The organism is Spongiibacter tropicus DSM 19543, from assembly GCF_000420325.1.
GTDB lineage: Bacteria > Pseudomonadota > Gammaproteobacteria > Pseudomonadales > Spongiibacteraceae > Spongiibacter > Spongiibacter tropicus.
Genome location: NZ_ATUS01000002.1, coordinates 267,097 through 281,466, shown reverse-complemented (window position 1 = coordinate 281,466; position 14,370 = coordinate 267,097). Strand labels below are relative to the sequence as shown.

The window sequence follows — 14,370 nt, the reverse complement described above, 5'->3', positions numbered from 1 at the left end:
CTTATCTGCCGCTGCCGCATCCATCAATGCCGAGGCTACCCCGTTTGTATTGGCATGTTGCCGTTATTATCACCGTCGCACATCCGCAGAAACGTTACCACAGTGCCCGCAAGCTGCGCCGGTTTTGGCCTTATTTTTTCTCAAAGTATGAACAATGTCCACTAAGTGCCTGTTGTGGCGGGCGTTCAGGGTTTTTGGGCGATCAGCACGGCGCGTTTGGGGGCGGGGTAGCCCTCGATGGTCAGGCTGGGGTCATCGGGGTGGAGAAAGTCGGCGAGAGAGTGGAATTGCATCCAGTCGGTGCTGCGCTGCTCATCAGTGGTGGTGGTCGAAACGTCGACGAGTTGAATGTCCCTGAAGCCCGCTTTGCGAAGCCAGCTTTCGAGTGTGGCGGTGGAGGGGATAAACCAGACGTTACCCATCTTACTGTAGCGCCCCTCCGGAACCAGTGTATGCCCCAACTCACCGTCAACCACTAGCGTTTCCAGTACCAGTTCCCCGCCTGGGCGCAGGGCATCGCGCAGTTGCAGCAGGTGGTCGAACGGGGAGCGGCGATGGTAGAGAATGCCCATGGAGAAGACGGTGTCGAAAGCGGCAAGCTTCTCTGGCAGATGCTCAATGCCCATGGGCAGTACCGCTACGGCGAAATCCTGAAGGTAATATTGCAGGGCGAAATACTGCACGATGAACAGGGGGGTGGGGTCGATGCCCGCCACGAGTTCGGCGCCGGCGCCGCGCATGCGCCAGCAGTGATAGCCACTGCCGCAGCCCACATCCAGCACCCGGCGTCCGGCCAAGGGTGACAGTGCCTGCTCGAGGCGGTCCCACTTCCAGTCGCTGCGCCACTCGGTATCGATATGTACGCCGAACAGTTCAAAAGGGCCTTTGCGCCAGGGGTGCAGGCCCTTCAGGGCGTCCGTCAGAATTTGGCGGCTGGCCTCGTCGGCAGCGCCCTCGGCGCCAACGCGTGAACGGTTCAGGTGGCGGGTGTCGGGAGTGAGCGTGGGCAGGCTGTCGAGTGCTGTCTGCCATCTTGGCAGGTCGCCATAGCGTTTTGGATTTAGGCCCTTGGCGATCTGTGCGGGCAGTTGTGCTGCCCAGTCAGCCAGCGCTTCACTTTGGGCAAGCGTTTCGAGGAAAGGGCGATAGTCCATACGCGGGCTGTTCATTTGATCGCCACCATCGATGCGAAATTAAAGCATTGAAACCACACATCTACGCTGCTGAACCCGCAGGCTTTAAGGCGTTGCTGGTGTGCGCTTAAGGTTTCGGGCATCAAGACGTTTTCAAGGGCGCTGCGCTTTTGGGCCACTTCCAGGTCGCTGTAGCCGTTCGCGCGTTTGAAGGCGTGGTGCAGGTCGGTATTCAGTTCCTGAAGGTGGGCGTCGGCGAATTGAATTTTCTCCGACAGGATGAGAATGCCGCCGGGTAGCATGGCATCACTGATACGCTGACACAGTGTCTGGCGTTGATCCTCGGGAACAAACTGCAGGGTAAAATTCAGCACGACTACGGAGGCGTTACTCAGCGCCGTGTCTTGAATACTCTCGCAGCGCAGTTCTATATCAGTGTTGGATTGCGTGCAGTATTCGCGACAGCGTTCGATCATCGCTGCGGAGTTATCGACGCCAATCAGCTGTAAATCTCGGCCTCGGGTTTCGCGACTGATCGCCAGCGAGCTTGCGCCCAGTGAGCAACCGAGGTCATAGCAGTTGCTGCCCGCTTTAGCATAGCGCCCGGCCATGACACCCGTCATGGCGATAATGGTCGCGTAGCCGGGAACGGATCGTTGGATCATATCCGGAAACACTTCCACAACCTTTTCATCGAAGGCAAAGCGTTGCAGGTCTGCCTGAGGGGAGGCGTAAATGGTGTCGGTTTTGTTCATCGGGGACGACGCTAAAAAATTTGCGGCGATTTTAGCATAGACGCCCCCGATGGAGAGGGGAGATTAGTAGCTCCAGCGTGCGCCCAGCTCGTAGGAGCTCAGGTCGAGCTTGTCATAATCCCGTACGCGGAAGGTCAAGCCGAGTGCTTTTATGGGGTGATAAATTGCTTCGACAATAAATGTGGAATCGTCACCGACGATAAGATTGTGTTCACCGATCTCCAGCGTGGCGCGCCACTTTTCATTAAAGTCGTGGCGTATCCCAATCTTGTATTCCCAGCCGCGCTGATTTCGGCGATTGCTCTGCGATTCCATCTCGTGGCGATCGGCTCCAATTAGCACCGAGGTAGTGGGGCTCAGATAGTAGTGAGCGCCAATACCGTAGGTCCACCAGCCGTCCTGAATGACGCCTCTCGGCATATAGGTATCGCCATCGTTATAGCGTACGTGCGCATGGACATATTCAAAGGCTTCGGCACTGGCCAGAAAGGTAGCGTTCTTTTCTTCCTCGAAAGGCCCCCAATCGGTGCTTTGGTAGGCGTAAGCCGCTTCAATGTAGGAGTAGTGTTTGCTTTCTGCCTGAGCGGTAATTGAAGCGGTCAATAGAAACGATACGGCGACGCCGCGTGCGGTCGAGGAGAGCATTTCCTGTATTCCTGAGGTGATTTGAATTCGGTGCGGTGTTTCATGTGGCCTTGGTGGTAATCACCAAGGCCACAGCAGTTATGGGATAATTGTTTGCTCCACTGTGGCAAAGCCTTTCGACACAATGCCGATTGGAGTGGTCACAGTTACCGTGAAGGTACCTTGCCCTGGCTGCGCCGCCTGATTTATCCGGTAGCTGAATACCGCCGGTCCGGGCAGGTTGCTAGACAGAACCGTGTTGCCAGACAGGTTTGTCACGGCGCCAAAGTCACTGGTCGCGCTGACGGTCGTGCCGGCGGGAGGAAGCTGGCCATTTACATCGTTAATGGTCACATTGATAAATACGGGGCCTCCGTCGAGGTCAATGCTACTCGGTGTTACCTGTACGCTCTGGCTTGAACCGGAAAACACAATAACAATGCTTTCACGCAAGGTGAGTTGCTCCTGCGTGCTGCAATTATTGGGCCCTTTGCAGAGGATGCCGGAATACAGGCCATCCGCCGCGTCGTAATCACCTTCGTTGTCGATGTCGACAAAAAACTCGGTATTGACGTCGTAAATGCCATTCTCATTGTCGTCGGAAAAGGCTTCCGGGAGGTCAAACAGAAGCTCTCCGTCGTCGTACTGGCCATTCGACGGCGAGGTATCCGCGAAGCTTTCTTCTCCTGATGTTGTCGCCAAAACGGTAATCCTGCCATCGCTGGGGCGCGGTTCTTGGGACGTGAGGGTGACGCTACATGCGCCGCTTACCGTAGCGCAGCTTGGCGTAACGGAACCGCCTTCTGCGCGAAAGGTGACCGTGGTGCCGTCAGGGGCGGGGTTATTGAAGCGATCGGCGGCTCTGATCGTGAGGCTCGTTGTGGTGCCATCATAATCCAGGCCTTCAATGTTGAGCTGGCTTGCACTCAAGGAGAAGCTGTCCTGGTCGGGTACGCCGGTTGTGACGGCGAGAGCGAAGGACTGTGCCGTGGTCTCTATGCCATTCTGCACCGCTTTCGCTTTCACGCTCACGGTCGTGGCAATGGTGCCGGCGGCAACGGTCGTGGATGCAATGCCGGAAGCATCGGTTACGTCGTTGGTATTACTGATTGTGATGCCACCTACAGAGTTGTTCAGTGAAAAGGTGACGTCTTGATTGGGAATGGGGGCGCCGGCGGCGTTAGTCACTTTGAATGACAGGGTTGCTTGTTCAGGCAGAGCTCCCGACCCTTTGATGCCAATTTGAGTCTCAGATGCTGATACGAAACTGATTGCACCCAATGGAGCGGGCTGTGTGCTTAACGTGACTGTCGCGCTATACGAACTCCCGCCGAGACTTGTTCTTGCGGTGATCTCGTCATCGCCGTCGCAGCCTCTTGCAGTATAAGTCGTGCTGATTGTCCCGCTGGTGTTATCAACAATTTCACTGCTGAATTCCGCAAGACCTTGCCCTGCGCAGAGCGAGCTGAAAAGAACGCTCGCATCATCGGTAACGAGGCTGCCATCTTGATCAATGATCGAGACGGTTAATGTGGCGCTTTGCCCGGCTTCTAATGTAGTTCGATTGCTGGCAATTTCGCCGGCATTGAAGTTTGTTCCCGACAGGGAGCCGAAGCGAAAAACAGTGACAACGCTATCTTGCCCGGTATCGTTGTCGCCGCCGTCGGTGTTAGAGCCACCTTCTCCCGGCGATATGCTGGGGCCATCGCTGCCGCCACCGCCGCCACAGGCGGCAATCACAGTTGCTACGGTAAGAATGCCGGCGCGCAACAAGAGCTTCATACGAGTCCCCTACTTAGTTCCAATCTATTCTAGGCGGCGTCAATGAGACAGCCGTGAGTTGTTATATCGGTGCTTGGTGAGCAAGCTTGTACTTTAGCTTATCTCAGTAAGCTCCTCATCATGAAAGCATATTAGCGTAAATGTGTGGGGGATGGGGGAAACTTGTGAACCGGGTGGAATTTGCTTCTTACTGAGACACATTGCGACTGACAAGCGCTGTTTTGGCGCTATGGGCGACGATGCTCAATGGCATGCAGTGTGGTTGGCCGCAGCTACTGATTTCGGGAGATGGCAAGCGCTGTGCCCATTGAGCAACGGCGGTTCTTATCTATCCGTGGAGGGCAGAGGGCTTTTTCTCGGGCATAAAAAAACCACCGCTTGGGTGGTCTTCTTGAATAGTGGTAGCAAGGGGCGGATTCGAACCGCCGACCCCAACATTATGAGTGTTGTGCTCTAACCAACTGAGCTACCTTGCCACAGATCTCTGTCGAGAGAAGGCGCGCATTTTCCTGACTTCTCAGTAGCTTGTCAAGCCTGCGCGCAGTGCATTAGACGTTAAAGCGGAAGTGGACGACGTCGCCGTCTTTGACGATGTAGTCCTTGCCTTCCAGTCGCCATTTGCCGGCGTCTTTGGCGCCTTGTTCACCCTTGTTGCTTACGTAGTCGTCGTAGCCGATGACTTCGGCACGAATGAAGCCTTTCTCAAAATCGGTATGGATTTTACCAGCCGATTGGGGCGCTGTGGCGCCAACTGGGATGGTCCAGGCGCGGACTTCTTTAACACCTGCCGTAAAGTAGGTCTGCAGGCCCAGCAACTGGTAGCCCGCGCGAATAACGCGATCCAGACCGGGCTCTTCCATGCCGAGATCGGCCAGGAACTCGCCTTTTTCCTCGTCGTCGAGTTCGGCGATTTCCGATTCCAGTTTGTTGCAGATGGGCACGACGATAGCCCCTTCTTCTTCCGCAATACGGCGCACCACATCCAGGTGGGGATTGTCTTCAAAGCCATCTTCGTTGACGTTAGCGATGTACATGGTTGGCTTGGTCGTCAGCAGGTGCAGCGTGGCGGCCCGTGCCTGTTCGTTGTCATCCAGCGTTAATGAGCGCAGCGGCTTGCCTTGGTCCAGGTGTGATTGAAGCTTCTCAAGTAGCGCTTTCATTGCCACAGCTTCTTTGTCGCCGCTTTTGGCGGTGCGGCTGACTTTCTGCAGCTGCTTCTCTACGGCATCGAGGTCTGCCAGAGCCAGTTCGGTGTTGATCACATCAATATCGGCGGCAGGATCGACTTTGTTGGCGACGTGAATGACGTTGTCGTTATCAAAGCAGCGTACGACGTGAGCAATGGCATCGGTTTCGCGGATATTAGCCAGGAACTTGTTGCCCAGGCCTTCGCCCTTGGAAGCGCCGGCAACCAGTCCGGCGATATCGACGAACTCCATGGTTGCGGGAAGCACGCGTTCGGGGGACACGATGCCTGCCAGAACCTGCAGACGAGGATCGGGTACGGCCACGATGCCAGAGTTGGGTTCAATGGTGCAGAAGGGGAAGTTCTCGGCGTCGATGCCCGCCTTGGTGAGGGCGTTAAACAGTGTCGATTTGCCGACGTTGGGAAGTCCGACGATGCCGCAATTGAAACCCATGGTGTTATCCCTGTTTGTAGCTGTGTAGTCGATTCATGGCCTTGGCCCAGTCACCGTTGACGGCGTCCGGCAGGCAGCGAAGTGCTTCATCAATGCAGTGGTCAATCGCAATACGGTCATCATTGCTGGGTTTGCCCAGTACATAGCCGGTGACCTGGTCTGCGCTGCCCGGATGACCAATGCCAATGCGCAGGCGATGGAAGTTCCGGTTGTTACCCAGCTTCTCGATGCTGTCGCGAAGGCCATTGTGTCCGCCGTGCCCGCCGCCGCTTTTAAAGCGGGCGCTGCCCGGAGGCAGGTCGAGTTCGTCGTGGGCAATCAGGATTTCTTCCGGCGCAATTTTGAAGAAATTGGCCATTGCTGCAATGGCTTGACCACTGCGATTCATATAGGTGGAGGGGATGAGTAGGCGAATGTCCTGCCCGTCCATAAAAAAACGGCCGGTATCGCCATGAAAACGCGATTCGGCCTGTAGCGAGCAGCCCTGTTGCCGGGCCAACTCAGAGACGAGCCAGGCACCCGCGTTGTGACGAGTATCCTGATATTGCTGGCCGGGGTTGGCCAGCCCAACAATCAGTTTGATTCGGGTCACTGGGGCGCCTGCTCAAAGCGAAATTAAGATTCTTCGCTCTCGCCTTCGCTGTCTTCTTCAGCGTCGTCATCACTGCTGCCGCCACCGCGAGGTGCTTGAACGCTGGCAACGGCTGAGTCGTGGTCTTCGCCCAGAATCAGTGCGGTGCTTTCAACGCCAGCAGGCAGTTTCAGGTCTGAAATGTGGACGATATCGCCGGTTTTCAGGTCCAGCATGTCCACTTCGATGAACTCGGGCAGATCTTTAGGCAGACACTGGACTTCCAGTTCGGTCATTGCGTGGGTGATAGAGCCACCCTGCATTTTCACACCGTGGCAGCCTTCTTCGTTGATGAAGTGCAGCGGTACTTGCAGTGTGATCTTGGTGTCGGCGCTGACGCGCAGGAAATCTGCGTGCAGAAGCTGCGCTTTGGCTGGGTGACGGTGCAAGTCTTTAATAACCACAGACTCTTTGTTGCCGTCGACGTCAATGGTCAAAACGGAGCTGAAGAACGCTTCGTCTTCCAGGAACCAGACCAGATCTTTGTGGGGAATGCTGATCATCTGAGGGGCTTTGTCGCCACCGTAGATAATCGCAGGAACTTCGCTAGCCAAGCGACGCAGGCGGCGGCTCGCACCTTTCCCTACGTCAGTACGCGCTTTGGCGTTTACCGTGTATTCGCTGGACATAATGTCTCCTCATATAAAGCGAAAAACCGCCGAACTTGCGACCAGTCCGGCGGCGTATGTCGAAGCAGTGTGGTGTTGCGCTGGAATTAGCGGAACAGGGCGCTGATCGACTCTTCATTGCTGACCCGTCGAATCGACTCGGCCAGCAGGTTTGCCAGGGTAAGCTGGCGAATTTTTGTGCAGTTGGCTGCAGCTTCTGACAGGGGGATCGTGTCAGTCACCACCAGCTCATCCAGATCGGAATTGCTGATGTTGTCCACAGCGGGCCCGGATAATACAGGATGTGTACAGTAAGCGACAACTTTTGCAGCGCCTTGCGCTTTCAGTGCGGCGGCGGCTTTGCAAAGTGTTCCGGCAGTATCGACCATATCGTCGACCAGTAGGCAGGTCTTGCCTTCAACTTCACCGATGATATGCATGACTTGAGCGACACCGGCTTTCGGGCGGCGCTTGTCGATAATTGCGAGGTCGGCATCGTTCAGTCGCTTGGCGACAGCGCGGGCGCGAACAACGCCGCCGATATCGGGAGAAACGACCATCTGGTCCGGGTAGTTTTGTCGAGTAATGTCGTCCAGCAGAATGGGTGAGCCGTAGACATTGTCGACGGGAACGTCAAAGAAACCCTGAATCTGTTCGGCGTGCAGGTCGACGGTCAGAACGCGATTGATGCCCACACCACTGAGGATGTCAGCCACAACCTTGGCAGAGATAGGTACGCGCTGAGAGCGTACACGGCGATCCTGGCGGGCATAACCGAAGTAGGGGACGACGGCAGTAATGCGCCCGGCTGAGGCGCGGCGCATGGCATCAGCCATTACCACCAGCTCCATCAGATTGTCATTGGTCGGTGCGCAGGTTGGTTGAATCAGGAAGACATCGGCGCCACGTACGTTGTCATTGATTTCGACAAAGACTTCGCCATCGCTGAACTTGCTGACCGTGGCGTCACCGAGTGGAAGGCGGAGGTGCTCGGCAACCTTGCGAGCCAGCTCGGGGTTGGCGTTGCCGCTGAAGACCATCATATTGTGCACGGTCGAAGTCCTGTAAGGCTGAGGTTAAAGTCGTGAAGAGCAGGTTTCATGGCAAGCTGATTAAGTACATGCGGGCAGCTTGTCTGGAACCGTAAACCATAAACAAGATTCCCGCCATAGGGCGGGAATCTGAAAATGGCTGGGGTGGTAGGATGGGCTGCGGCCCTGCCGGGCCTTTGGCTTTCAGCCATCGCTTTGCGATGCCTAAGTGCAAAGCACTTATCGAACCTCGGTTCGATCCTACCGGATCAGGCTGTCTATTGCCTTTCCCCGTCAGAGCGCCGAATACCTCGTATCACTCTGTCAAAATGGCTGGGGTGGTAGGATTCGAACCTACGAATGCTGAGATCAAAACCCAGTGCCTTGCCGCTTGGCGACACCCCAGTAAACCGTTACGCCTCAGCGAGTGTGGTGTGCAGTGGCGAGTGGTTTACACCCTTCGCGATAAACCCGCTCATGTTTGTCGGGCACTGCGCCAAAACACTGGCTGCTGCACTCTTGCTGTCGAAACTCGCGAACACACAGGAACCGGTGCCGGTGAGTCTCGCGGGGGAAAATTGATCCAGCCAAATCAAGGCCTTATCAACTTCTGGATACAGCGTTCTGACCAGTTTTTGGCAGCTGTTCCCAGTGGCCCCCTCAAGAAAGGCCGCTATTTTGATGGGTGAGTCATGACGTGTCAATTGTTCATGCGAAAAAATTTCTGCGGTGCTGACTTCGCAGTCGGGGCGGAGGATCAGATACCAGCGCGATGCGGTGTCGATGGGGCGAATGATCTCGCCGACACCTTCTGCCCAGGCGGTCCGTCCGCGAACAAAGACGGGCACATCGGCGCCCAGCTCTAAGCCCAGCTCGGCGAGGGCATCCAGACTCAGGCCGAGTTGCCATAAGCTGTTCAGGCCCAGCAAGGTGGAGGCGGCATCGGAGCTGCCGCCGCCGATGCCGCCACCCATCGGCAGGCGCTTGTCCAGGCGAATATCGGCGCCTAGAGGGCTGCCACTGGCGTCCTGTAGCAGCCTTGCGGCGCGCAGGATCAGATTGTTGCCGTCGTTCACGCCGGGCAGTTTACTCAGGAAGTGCAGTTGGCCGTCGCTTCTGTCAGTCAGATGAAGCGTGTCGCCATAGTCGAGCAACTGAAAAACCGTCTGCAGTTCGTGGTAACCATCGGGGCGGCGCCCGGTGATGTGCAGGAACAGGTTGATTTTGGCGGGACAGGGTAGGCTGAGCTGGCTCATTTTGTACATTCTTCGCTGGCTTGTGACCAGCTGCTGATCAGCAGCTTAAGGCGTACGTCCTGTCGGCGGGCTTCAACCCGCTTGGGCAGCGTCTCTTCACGGGCGTTTGCATCGTGTGCGAAGTCGAGTGTCCAGCCGAGTTGTTCCAGATGGGCAAGCCGTCCGTCGGGGCTGACCTCTGCCGTCAGTGGTGAGTCAGGTGCGGCCTGGCCCCGCAGCCAGTAGCGTAGAGCATAAACAGGAACGGGCCAGCCGATTTCTGCAGCAAGTTGTTCGGCATTCTGGGCGCGGCGAGTCTCCCCTTTGTAGTTGAGTTCCGCTCCGTAGCGGTCACTGATGATCTCGGCACCACCGACTCCCATGGGGCCGCTGAGGCGAATGCGGCTATTGTCACGGCCACACTGCAGCCAGCGGATCTGGCTGCTTTCTTGCTGATCGCCCATCCAGAGGCCGATACGTCCTTGCATAAGCCAGTCGCTGTCGGTTGATGTTGCAGGCGGCAGGCTGCTGCAGGCGCTGACGAGCAGCAGTGCGGCGATCAGAGGTAGTGTGCGGGTATAGTCAGTCATCAATCAGTTTCAGGCGTTTGAGCGTGTCATAAATAATTGGGCTGTCTGGGGTGTTTTTGAGTCCTTCCTGCCAGACCTTGCGGGCTTCGTCTTCGCGCCCCAGCAGCCAGTAGGCTTCGCCAAGATGGGCTGCAATCTCGTGGTCGCTGTCTTGTGCGAAGGCGCGTTCGAGATAGTTCAGTGCTTCCTGGGTGTTGCCTTTCAACAGCAGTATCCAGCCATAGCTGTCGAGGATGGCCGGATCGTCCGGTTCGAGGGTCAGGGCGCGAGAGACCAGTTGTTGTGCTTCGTCTAACCGGCTACTCAGATTCGCCAGCGTGTAACCCAGAGCGTTCAATGCCGCTACGTCGTCGGGTTTGCGCGCAAGGATGTGGCGCAGATCAGTTTCGACCGTTTTCAGATCGCCGATTCCTTCGGCGAACAGTGAGCGGGCGTAGCGTAGCTGGTCGCTGTTGGGCAGTTCTGCTAATGCCTGCGTCATCAGGGTCATGCCCCGCTGATTCAGCCTTTCTTTGCGCAGAATTTCCGCTTCGAGTAGATACAGTATTTCTGCCTGTTGGGGCTGGGCTTCGCGCAGTGCTTTCAGTCGCGCCAGTGCTTTTTCCTGACCTTCCGTCGACAGGCTGATGCTGGCCAGACGGCGACTGGCCTCACTGAATTCAGGGGATTGTGTGGCATTTTCATAGTGACTGAGCGCGTCGGCCCAGTCGCGTTCTTCTTCGGCAAGTCGGCCGAGAACATAGTGGGCTCGGCTGCGGTGTTCCGGGTCGTCGCTGAGCACTTTGAGCTGCTGGTCGGCTTCGCCGTCATGGTCCAGTTCTCGGTTGATCAGCATCAGCTCCAGCAGGATGTCGTGATCCTGCGGATATTGACGGGCCAGGACTTCGTAGTGCGCTTTGGCCTGATACAAGTCAGTTTTAACCAGCCTGCGGGCCAGGTCGTGGCGCAGGCGCTTGTGGTGAGGATTGTTGTCGACGGCATATTTCAGGCGGGTCATGGCCTCGTCGTCGCGCCCCATCTGACTGAGGGTGCGGGTTTCTATCAGCAGTGCATGGACATTATCGGGTTCTTCGTCCAAAACCTGGCGAATCAGGCTGAGCGCCGCCTCTTCCTCATGATGGTACTGCAGCATCAATGCCGTGCCGGTGCGCAGGCTGTTGTCACCGGGGTGGCGTTGCAGTGCATCATTTATCGCCTGGTAAAACGCGGCTTTTTCATTGTCCGGGCGGGTCAGCGCGGCGGCCGATAGGGTGGCAAAATTGCTGTCGCCACCGAGTTCGAGTACGCGCTCCATATGTGGCAGTGCGTCCAAGGCCTGGCCCTGTCGAGCCAGGGCATTGGCAAGAATAAAGTGGGCTTCGCTGGCGTCATTGTCGGCTTCCAGCCAGTGCATCGCATAGGTTTCCGCCAAAGTGTAGCGGTCCATATAGTCGGCCAGCCGGGCGGTGGTGGCGATCAGTTCAACATCGCCGGTGGCGTCGGCCTGTTTGCGGTATTGGGCAAGGGCTGTGTTCAGGTCCTGATTTCGCAGGGCGAATTCTGCGATCAGCAAGTCATACACGCTGTCCTCAGGCAGTGGCCGAGTTGGCTGGAGGGTGTCGGCAGCTTGAGGCTCCGGTGGGGTGGGTGCCGGTTGACTGGCGGGGAGCGCACAGGCTGTCAGCAATACTGCTGCGGCGAGAGTGCTGAGTGTTCGCAATGATGACATGCGGGTCCTGTTGAATTGCTGTGTTGCCCGTTATCGGTATTTGCCAATCCTACCCCAAGCGCTGGTGATTTGGCGCTCTTTTGCAGGGCAGGCGATGACGTTGAGCCTACTGTATTCGCTCTGTTCGACCGTGGGCACTGTAATAAAATCCACATTTGAGTGCCAACTTGGTAGAATCCGCCTCAGTTTTTGCGCTCCCGATTCGGCTTCTCGATGTAATGAGACTTCTCCTGCTTGGCATCAATCACAATTCTGCGCCTCTCGCCTTGCGAGAGCGGGTAGCGTTTGTGCCAGAACAGATCCACGTTGCCTTGCGCGACGGGGTCGCTGCCGGCCTGGGTGAAGAAATGGCGATCCTGTCGACCTGCAACCGCACCGAGATCTATGCGTTGGCCGCGGACGATGACGAGGAGGGTGGCGAGCAGGCCATTCTCGACTGGCTGTCGCGTTTCCACCATGTTGATCACGCGCAGCTCAGTGAATGCTGCTATGTCAGCCGCGACAGCGATGCCCTTCAGCATATGATGGAGGTCGCCGCCGGGCTGGACTCCATGGTGCTGGGCGAGCCGCAAATCCTCGGGCAGATGAAGTCCGCCTACGCGCTGGCCGCTGAAGCTGGCACTGCGGGTGCCGCGATGAATCAACTGTTCTCCCATGTGTTTGCCGTGGCCAAGCAGGTGCGTACCGACACGGCCATTGGCGAGAATCCGGTATCCGTGGCCTACGCAGCGGTGTCTCTGACGCAGCATGTGTTCAGCAACCTGAGCAAGTGTACGGCGCTGCTGATTGGTGCCGGCGAAACCATCGAGCTGGTAGCGCGCCACTTGCGAGAGAAAGGTGTGAAACGCATCGTGATTGCCAACCGCACGCTGGAAAGGGCGCATCAGTTAGCTGAGTCTTTTCAGGCGGAGGCGGTCATGCTGTCGGATATTCCCAGCTATTTGCGCGAGGCCGATATTCTGGTGGCCTCTACGGCCAGTCAGTTGCCGATTCTCGGCAAAGGTGCGGTTGAAACGGCGCTGAAAAAGCGCAAGCACCGCCCTATGGTGATGGTGGATATTGCGGTTCCGCGCGATATTGAGCCACAGGTGGCCGAGCTGGACGACGTGTACCTGTACACCGTTGACGACCTTCGCGAGATTGTCGATGAAAATAAACGTGCCCGTGAAAGCGAGGCGCGCAAGGCTGATCAGCTGATTATTGACGCAGTGGCGCACTGGCAGGCGCGACTGCGCTCGCGCGATGCGGTGGATACCATCAAGGATTACCGCGCCAAGGCCGAGCGCCTGCGCGATGCTGAATTAGAGCGTGCACGCCGTCAGCTGGAAAAAGGTGAAGACGCCGCCGCCGTGCTTGAGCAGTTGGCGCGTGGCCTGACCAATAAGCTGATTCACAGCCCCACTGCAGAGATTAAGGCCGCGGGTGCCCAAGGCCGCAATGACCTGGTCAACTGGGCTCGCGAGCTGCTACAACTCAAAGAGCGCGACGATTAGCGCCCGGCCATTCTCTGTGAGAGTGGATTCTTTCTATCCAAGCGAGATTCTATGAAGGCTTCTATTCGCAGCAAACTGGAAAATTTGCTCGACCGTTATGAAGAAATCGGGGCGCTGTTGAGCGACCCCGAGGTCATTGGGGATCAGGATCGATTCCGTAAACTATCGCAGGAATATGCCGAAATTGAGCCCGTGGTGGCGGCTTATGGCCAGTATCGTCAGGTTAATGACGACCTGGACGAGGCGAGGCTGATGCTGGGCGAAGATGACGCTGAAATGCGGGCAATGGCTGAAGAAGAAATCGCCGGGGGTGAAGAACGTCTCGACGCGCTGGAGGCCGAGCTGCAAACCTTGCTGTTACCACGCGACCCCAACGATTCCCACAACGTTTTTCTGGAAATTCGGGCAGGAACCGGCGGTGATGAAGCTGCCATTTTTGCCGGCGATCTGTTTCGTATGTATTCGCGGTTTGCCGAGCGTAAAGGCTGGAAAATCGAAGTGCTGAATGAGCGGCCTGGCGAGCACGGGGGGTATAAGGAAATCATCAGTCGCGTCGCTGGGCAGGATGTATACGGACACCTTAAATTTGAGTCTGGCGCGCACCGGGTGCAGCGTGTGCCGGAGACGGAGTCCCAGGGGCGGATTCATACCTCGGCCTGCACGGTGGCGGTCATGCCGGAGCCGGAAGCCTCTGAAGAGGTGGAGATCAATAAGGCCGATTTGCGTATCGACACCTTCCGCGCCAGTGGCGCAGGCGGTCAGCACGTGAACAAGACCGACTCGGCGGTGCGCATCACCCATATTCCCAGCGGCATTGTCGTGGAGTGTCAGGATGAGCGCTCACAACACAAAAACCGCGCACGGGCCATGTCGCTGCTGGCGGCGCGCATCAACGATGTTCGCCAGAGCGAGCAGCAGCAGGCGCAGGCTGATGAGCGGCGCAATCTGGTAGGCAGTGGTGATCGCTCGGAGCGGATTCGCACTTACAACTTCCCTCAGGGGCGGGTGACCGATCACCGTATTAATCTCACGCTGTACAAGCTCGATGAGTTTATTCAGGGCGACGTTGATCAAGTAGTGGGGCCGTTGCGGCAGGAGCATCAAGCTGACCTGCTGGCGGCGATGGCGGAGTAAGCGCAA

The 14,370-nt window shown here is 57.1% G+C and carries 13 protein-coding genes and 2 tRNA genes; 2 read left to right on the top strand and 13 right to left on the bottom strand.

Features of this window, described 5'->3' with window-relative positions:
- Positions 1-185: 185 nt before the first annotated feature.
- From cmoB to G411_RS0112925, 13 genes are all read right to left on the bottom strand, one after another.
- Positions 186-1,169, bottom strand: coding sequence for a tRNA 5-methoxyuridine(34)/uridine 5-oxyacetic acid(34) synthase CmoB (cmoB, locus tag G411_RS0112985; RefSeq protein WP_022959650.1), 984 nt, complete (start codon positions 1,167-1,169; stop codon positions 186-188).
- Positions 1,166-1,888 (bottom strand): carboxy-S-adenosyl-L-methionine synthase CmoA, encoded by a 723-nt coding sequence (gene cmoA, locus G411_RS0112980; protein ID WP_022959649.1) that lies wholly within the window; start codon positions 1,886-1,888, stop codon positions 1,166-1,168. The genes cmoB and cmoA overlap by 4 nt, the downstream gene beginning before the upstream one ends.
- A gap of 63 nt (positions 1,889-1,951) precedes the next feature.
- Complete coding sequence (locus tag G411_RS0112975; RefSeq protein WP_022959648.1) at positions 1,952-2,533, bottom strand: hypothetical protein; 582 nt, start codon at positions 2,531-2,533, stop codon at positions 1,952-1,954.
- Between the two features lie 78 nt (positions 2,534-2,611).
- Positions 2,612-4,294: an Ig-like domain-containing protein gene (locus G411_RS20405; protein WP_022959647.1), complete on the bottom strand. Its 1,683-nt coding sequence runs from the start codon at positions 4,292-4,294 to the stop codon at positions 2,612-2,614.
- 399 nt (positions 4,295-4,693) lie between these two features.
- Positions 4,694-4,770: transfer RNA gene (locus G411_RS0112965), tRNA-Met, on the bottom strand.
- 72 nt (positions 4,771-4,842) lie between these two features.
- Positions 4,843-5,934 (bottom strand): redox-regulated ATPase YchF, encoded by a 1,092-nt coding sequence (gene ychF / locus G411_RS0112960; RefSeq protein WP_022959646.1) that lies wholly within the window; start codon positions 5,932-5,934, stop codon positions 4,843-4,845.
- A gap of 4 nt (positions 5,935-5,938) precedes the next feature.
- A complete protein-coding gene (gene pth / locus G411_RS0112955; RefSeq protein WP_022959645.1) occupies positions 5,939-6,526 on the bottom strand; it encodes an aminoacyl-tRNA hydrolase in 588 nt (195 codons plus the stop codon).
- 23 nt (positions 6,527-6,549) lie between these two features.
- Positions 6,550-7,194 carry a 50S ribosomal protein L25/general stress protein Ctc gene (locus tag G411_RS0112950; protein WP_022959644.1) on the bottom strand — a complete coding sequence of 215 codons (645 nt, stop codon included), beginning with the start codon at positions 7,192-7,194 and terminating at the stop codon, positions 6,550-6,552.
- A gap of 86 nt (positions 7,195-7,280) precedes the next feature.
- Positions 7,281-8,216: a ribose-phosphate diphosphokinase gene (locus G411_RS0112945; RefSeq protein WP_272994294.1), complete on the bottom strand. Its 936-nt coding sequence runs from the start codon at positions 8,214-8,216 to the stop codon at positions 7,281-7,283.
- A 318-nt stretch (positions 8,217-8,534) separates the two neighbouring features.
- A tRNA-Gln gene (locus G411_RS0112940) sits at positions 8,535-8,609 on the bottom strand.
- 8 nt (positions 8,610-8,617) lie between these two features.
- A complete protein-coding gene (gene ispE / locus G411_RS0112935; protein ID WP_022959642.1) occupies positions 8,618-9,460 on the bottom strand; it encodes a 4-(cytidine 5'-diphospho)-2-C-methyl-D-erythritol kinase in 843 nt (280 codons plus the stop codon).
- Positions 9,457-10,029 (bottom strand): lipoprotein insertase outer membrane protein LolB, encoded by a 573-nt coding sequence (gene lolB / locus G411_RS21540; protein WP_022959641.1) that lies wholly within the window; start codon positions 10,027-10,029, stop codon positions 9,457-9,459. The genes ispE and lolB overlap by 4 nt, the downstream gene beginning before the upstream one ends.
- The gene (locus G411_RS0112925) at positions 10,022-11,737 is read right to left on the bottom strand and encodes a tetratricopeptide repeat protein (RefSeq protein ID WP_084495518.1); all 1,716 of its coding nucleotides are present in this window, start codon (positions 11,735-11,737) and stop codon (positions 10,022-10,024) included. Before G411_RS0112925 ends, lolB begins: the two co-directional genes overlap by 8 nt.
- A gap of 218 nt (positions 11,738-11,955) precedes the next feature.
- Here G411_RS0112925 and hemA point away from each other — a divergent pair, with 218 nt between their 5' ends.
- Together hemA and prfA are read left to right on the top strand one after the other, a co-directional pair.
- Positions 11,956-13,230 (top strand): glutamyl-tRNA reductase, encoded by a 1,275-nt coding sequence (gene hemA, locus G411_RS0112920; RefSeq protein ID WP_022959639.1) that lies wholly within the window; start codon positions 11,956-11,958, stop codon positions 13,228-13,230.
- Between the two features lie 51 nt (positions 13,231-13,281).
- Positions 13,282-14,364 (top strand): peptide chain release factor 1, encoded by a 1,083-nt coding sequence (gene prfA, locus G411_RS0112915; RefSeq protein WP_022959638.1) that lies wholly within the window; start codon positions 13,282-13,284, stop codon positions 14,362-14,364.
- Positions 14,365-14,370 lie beyond the last annotated feature (6 nt).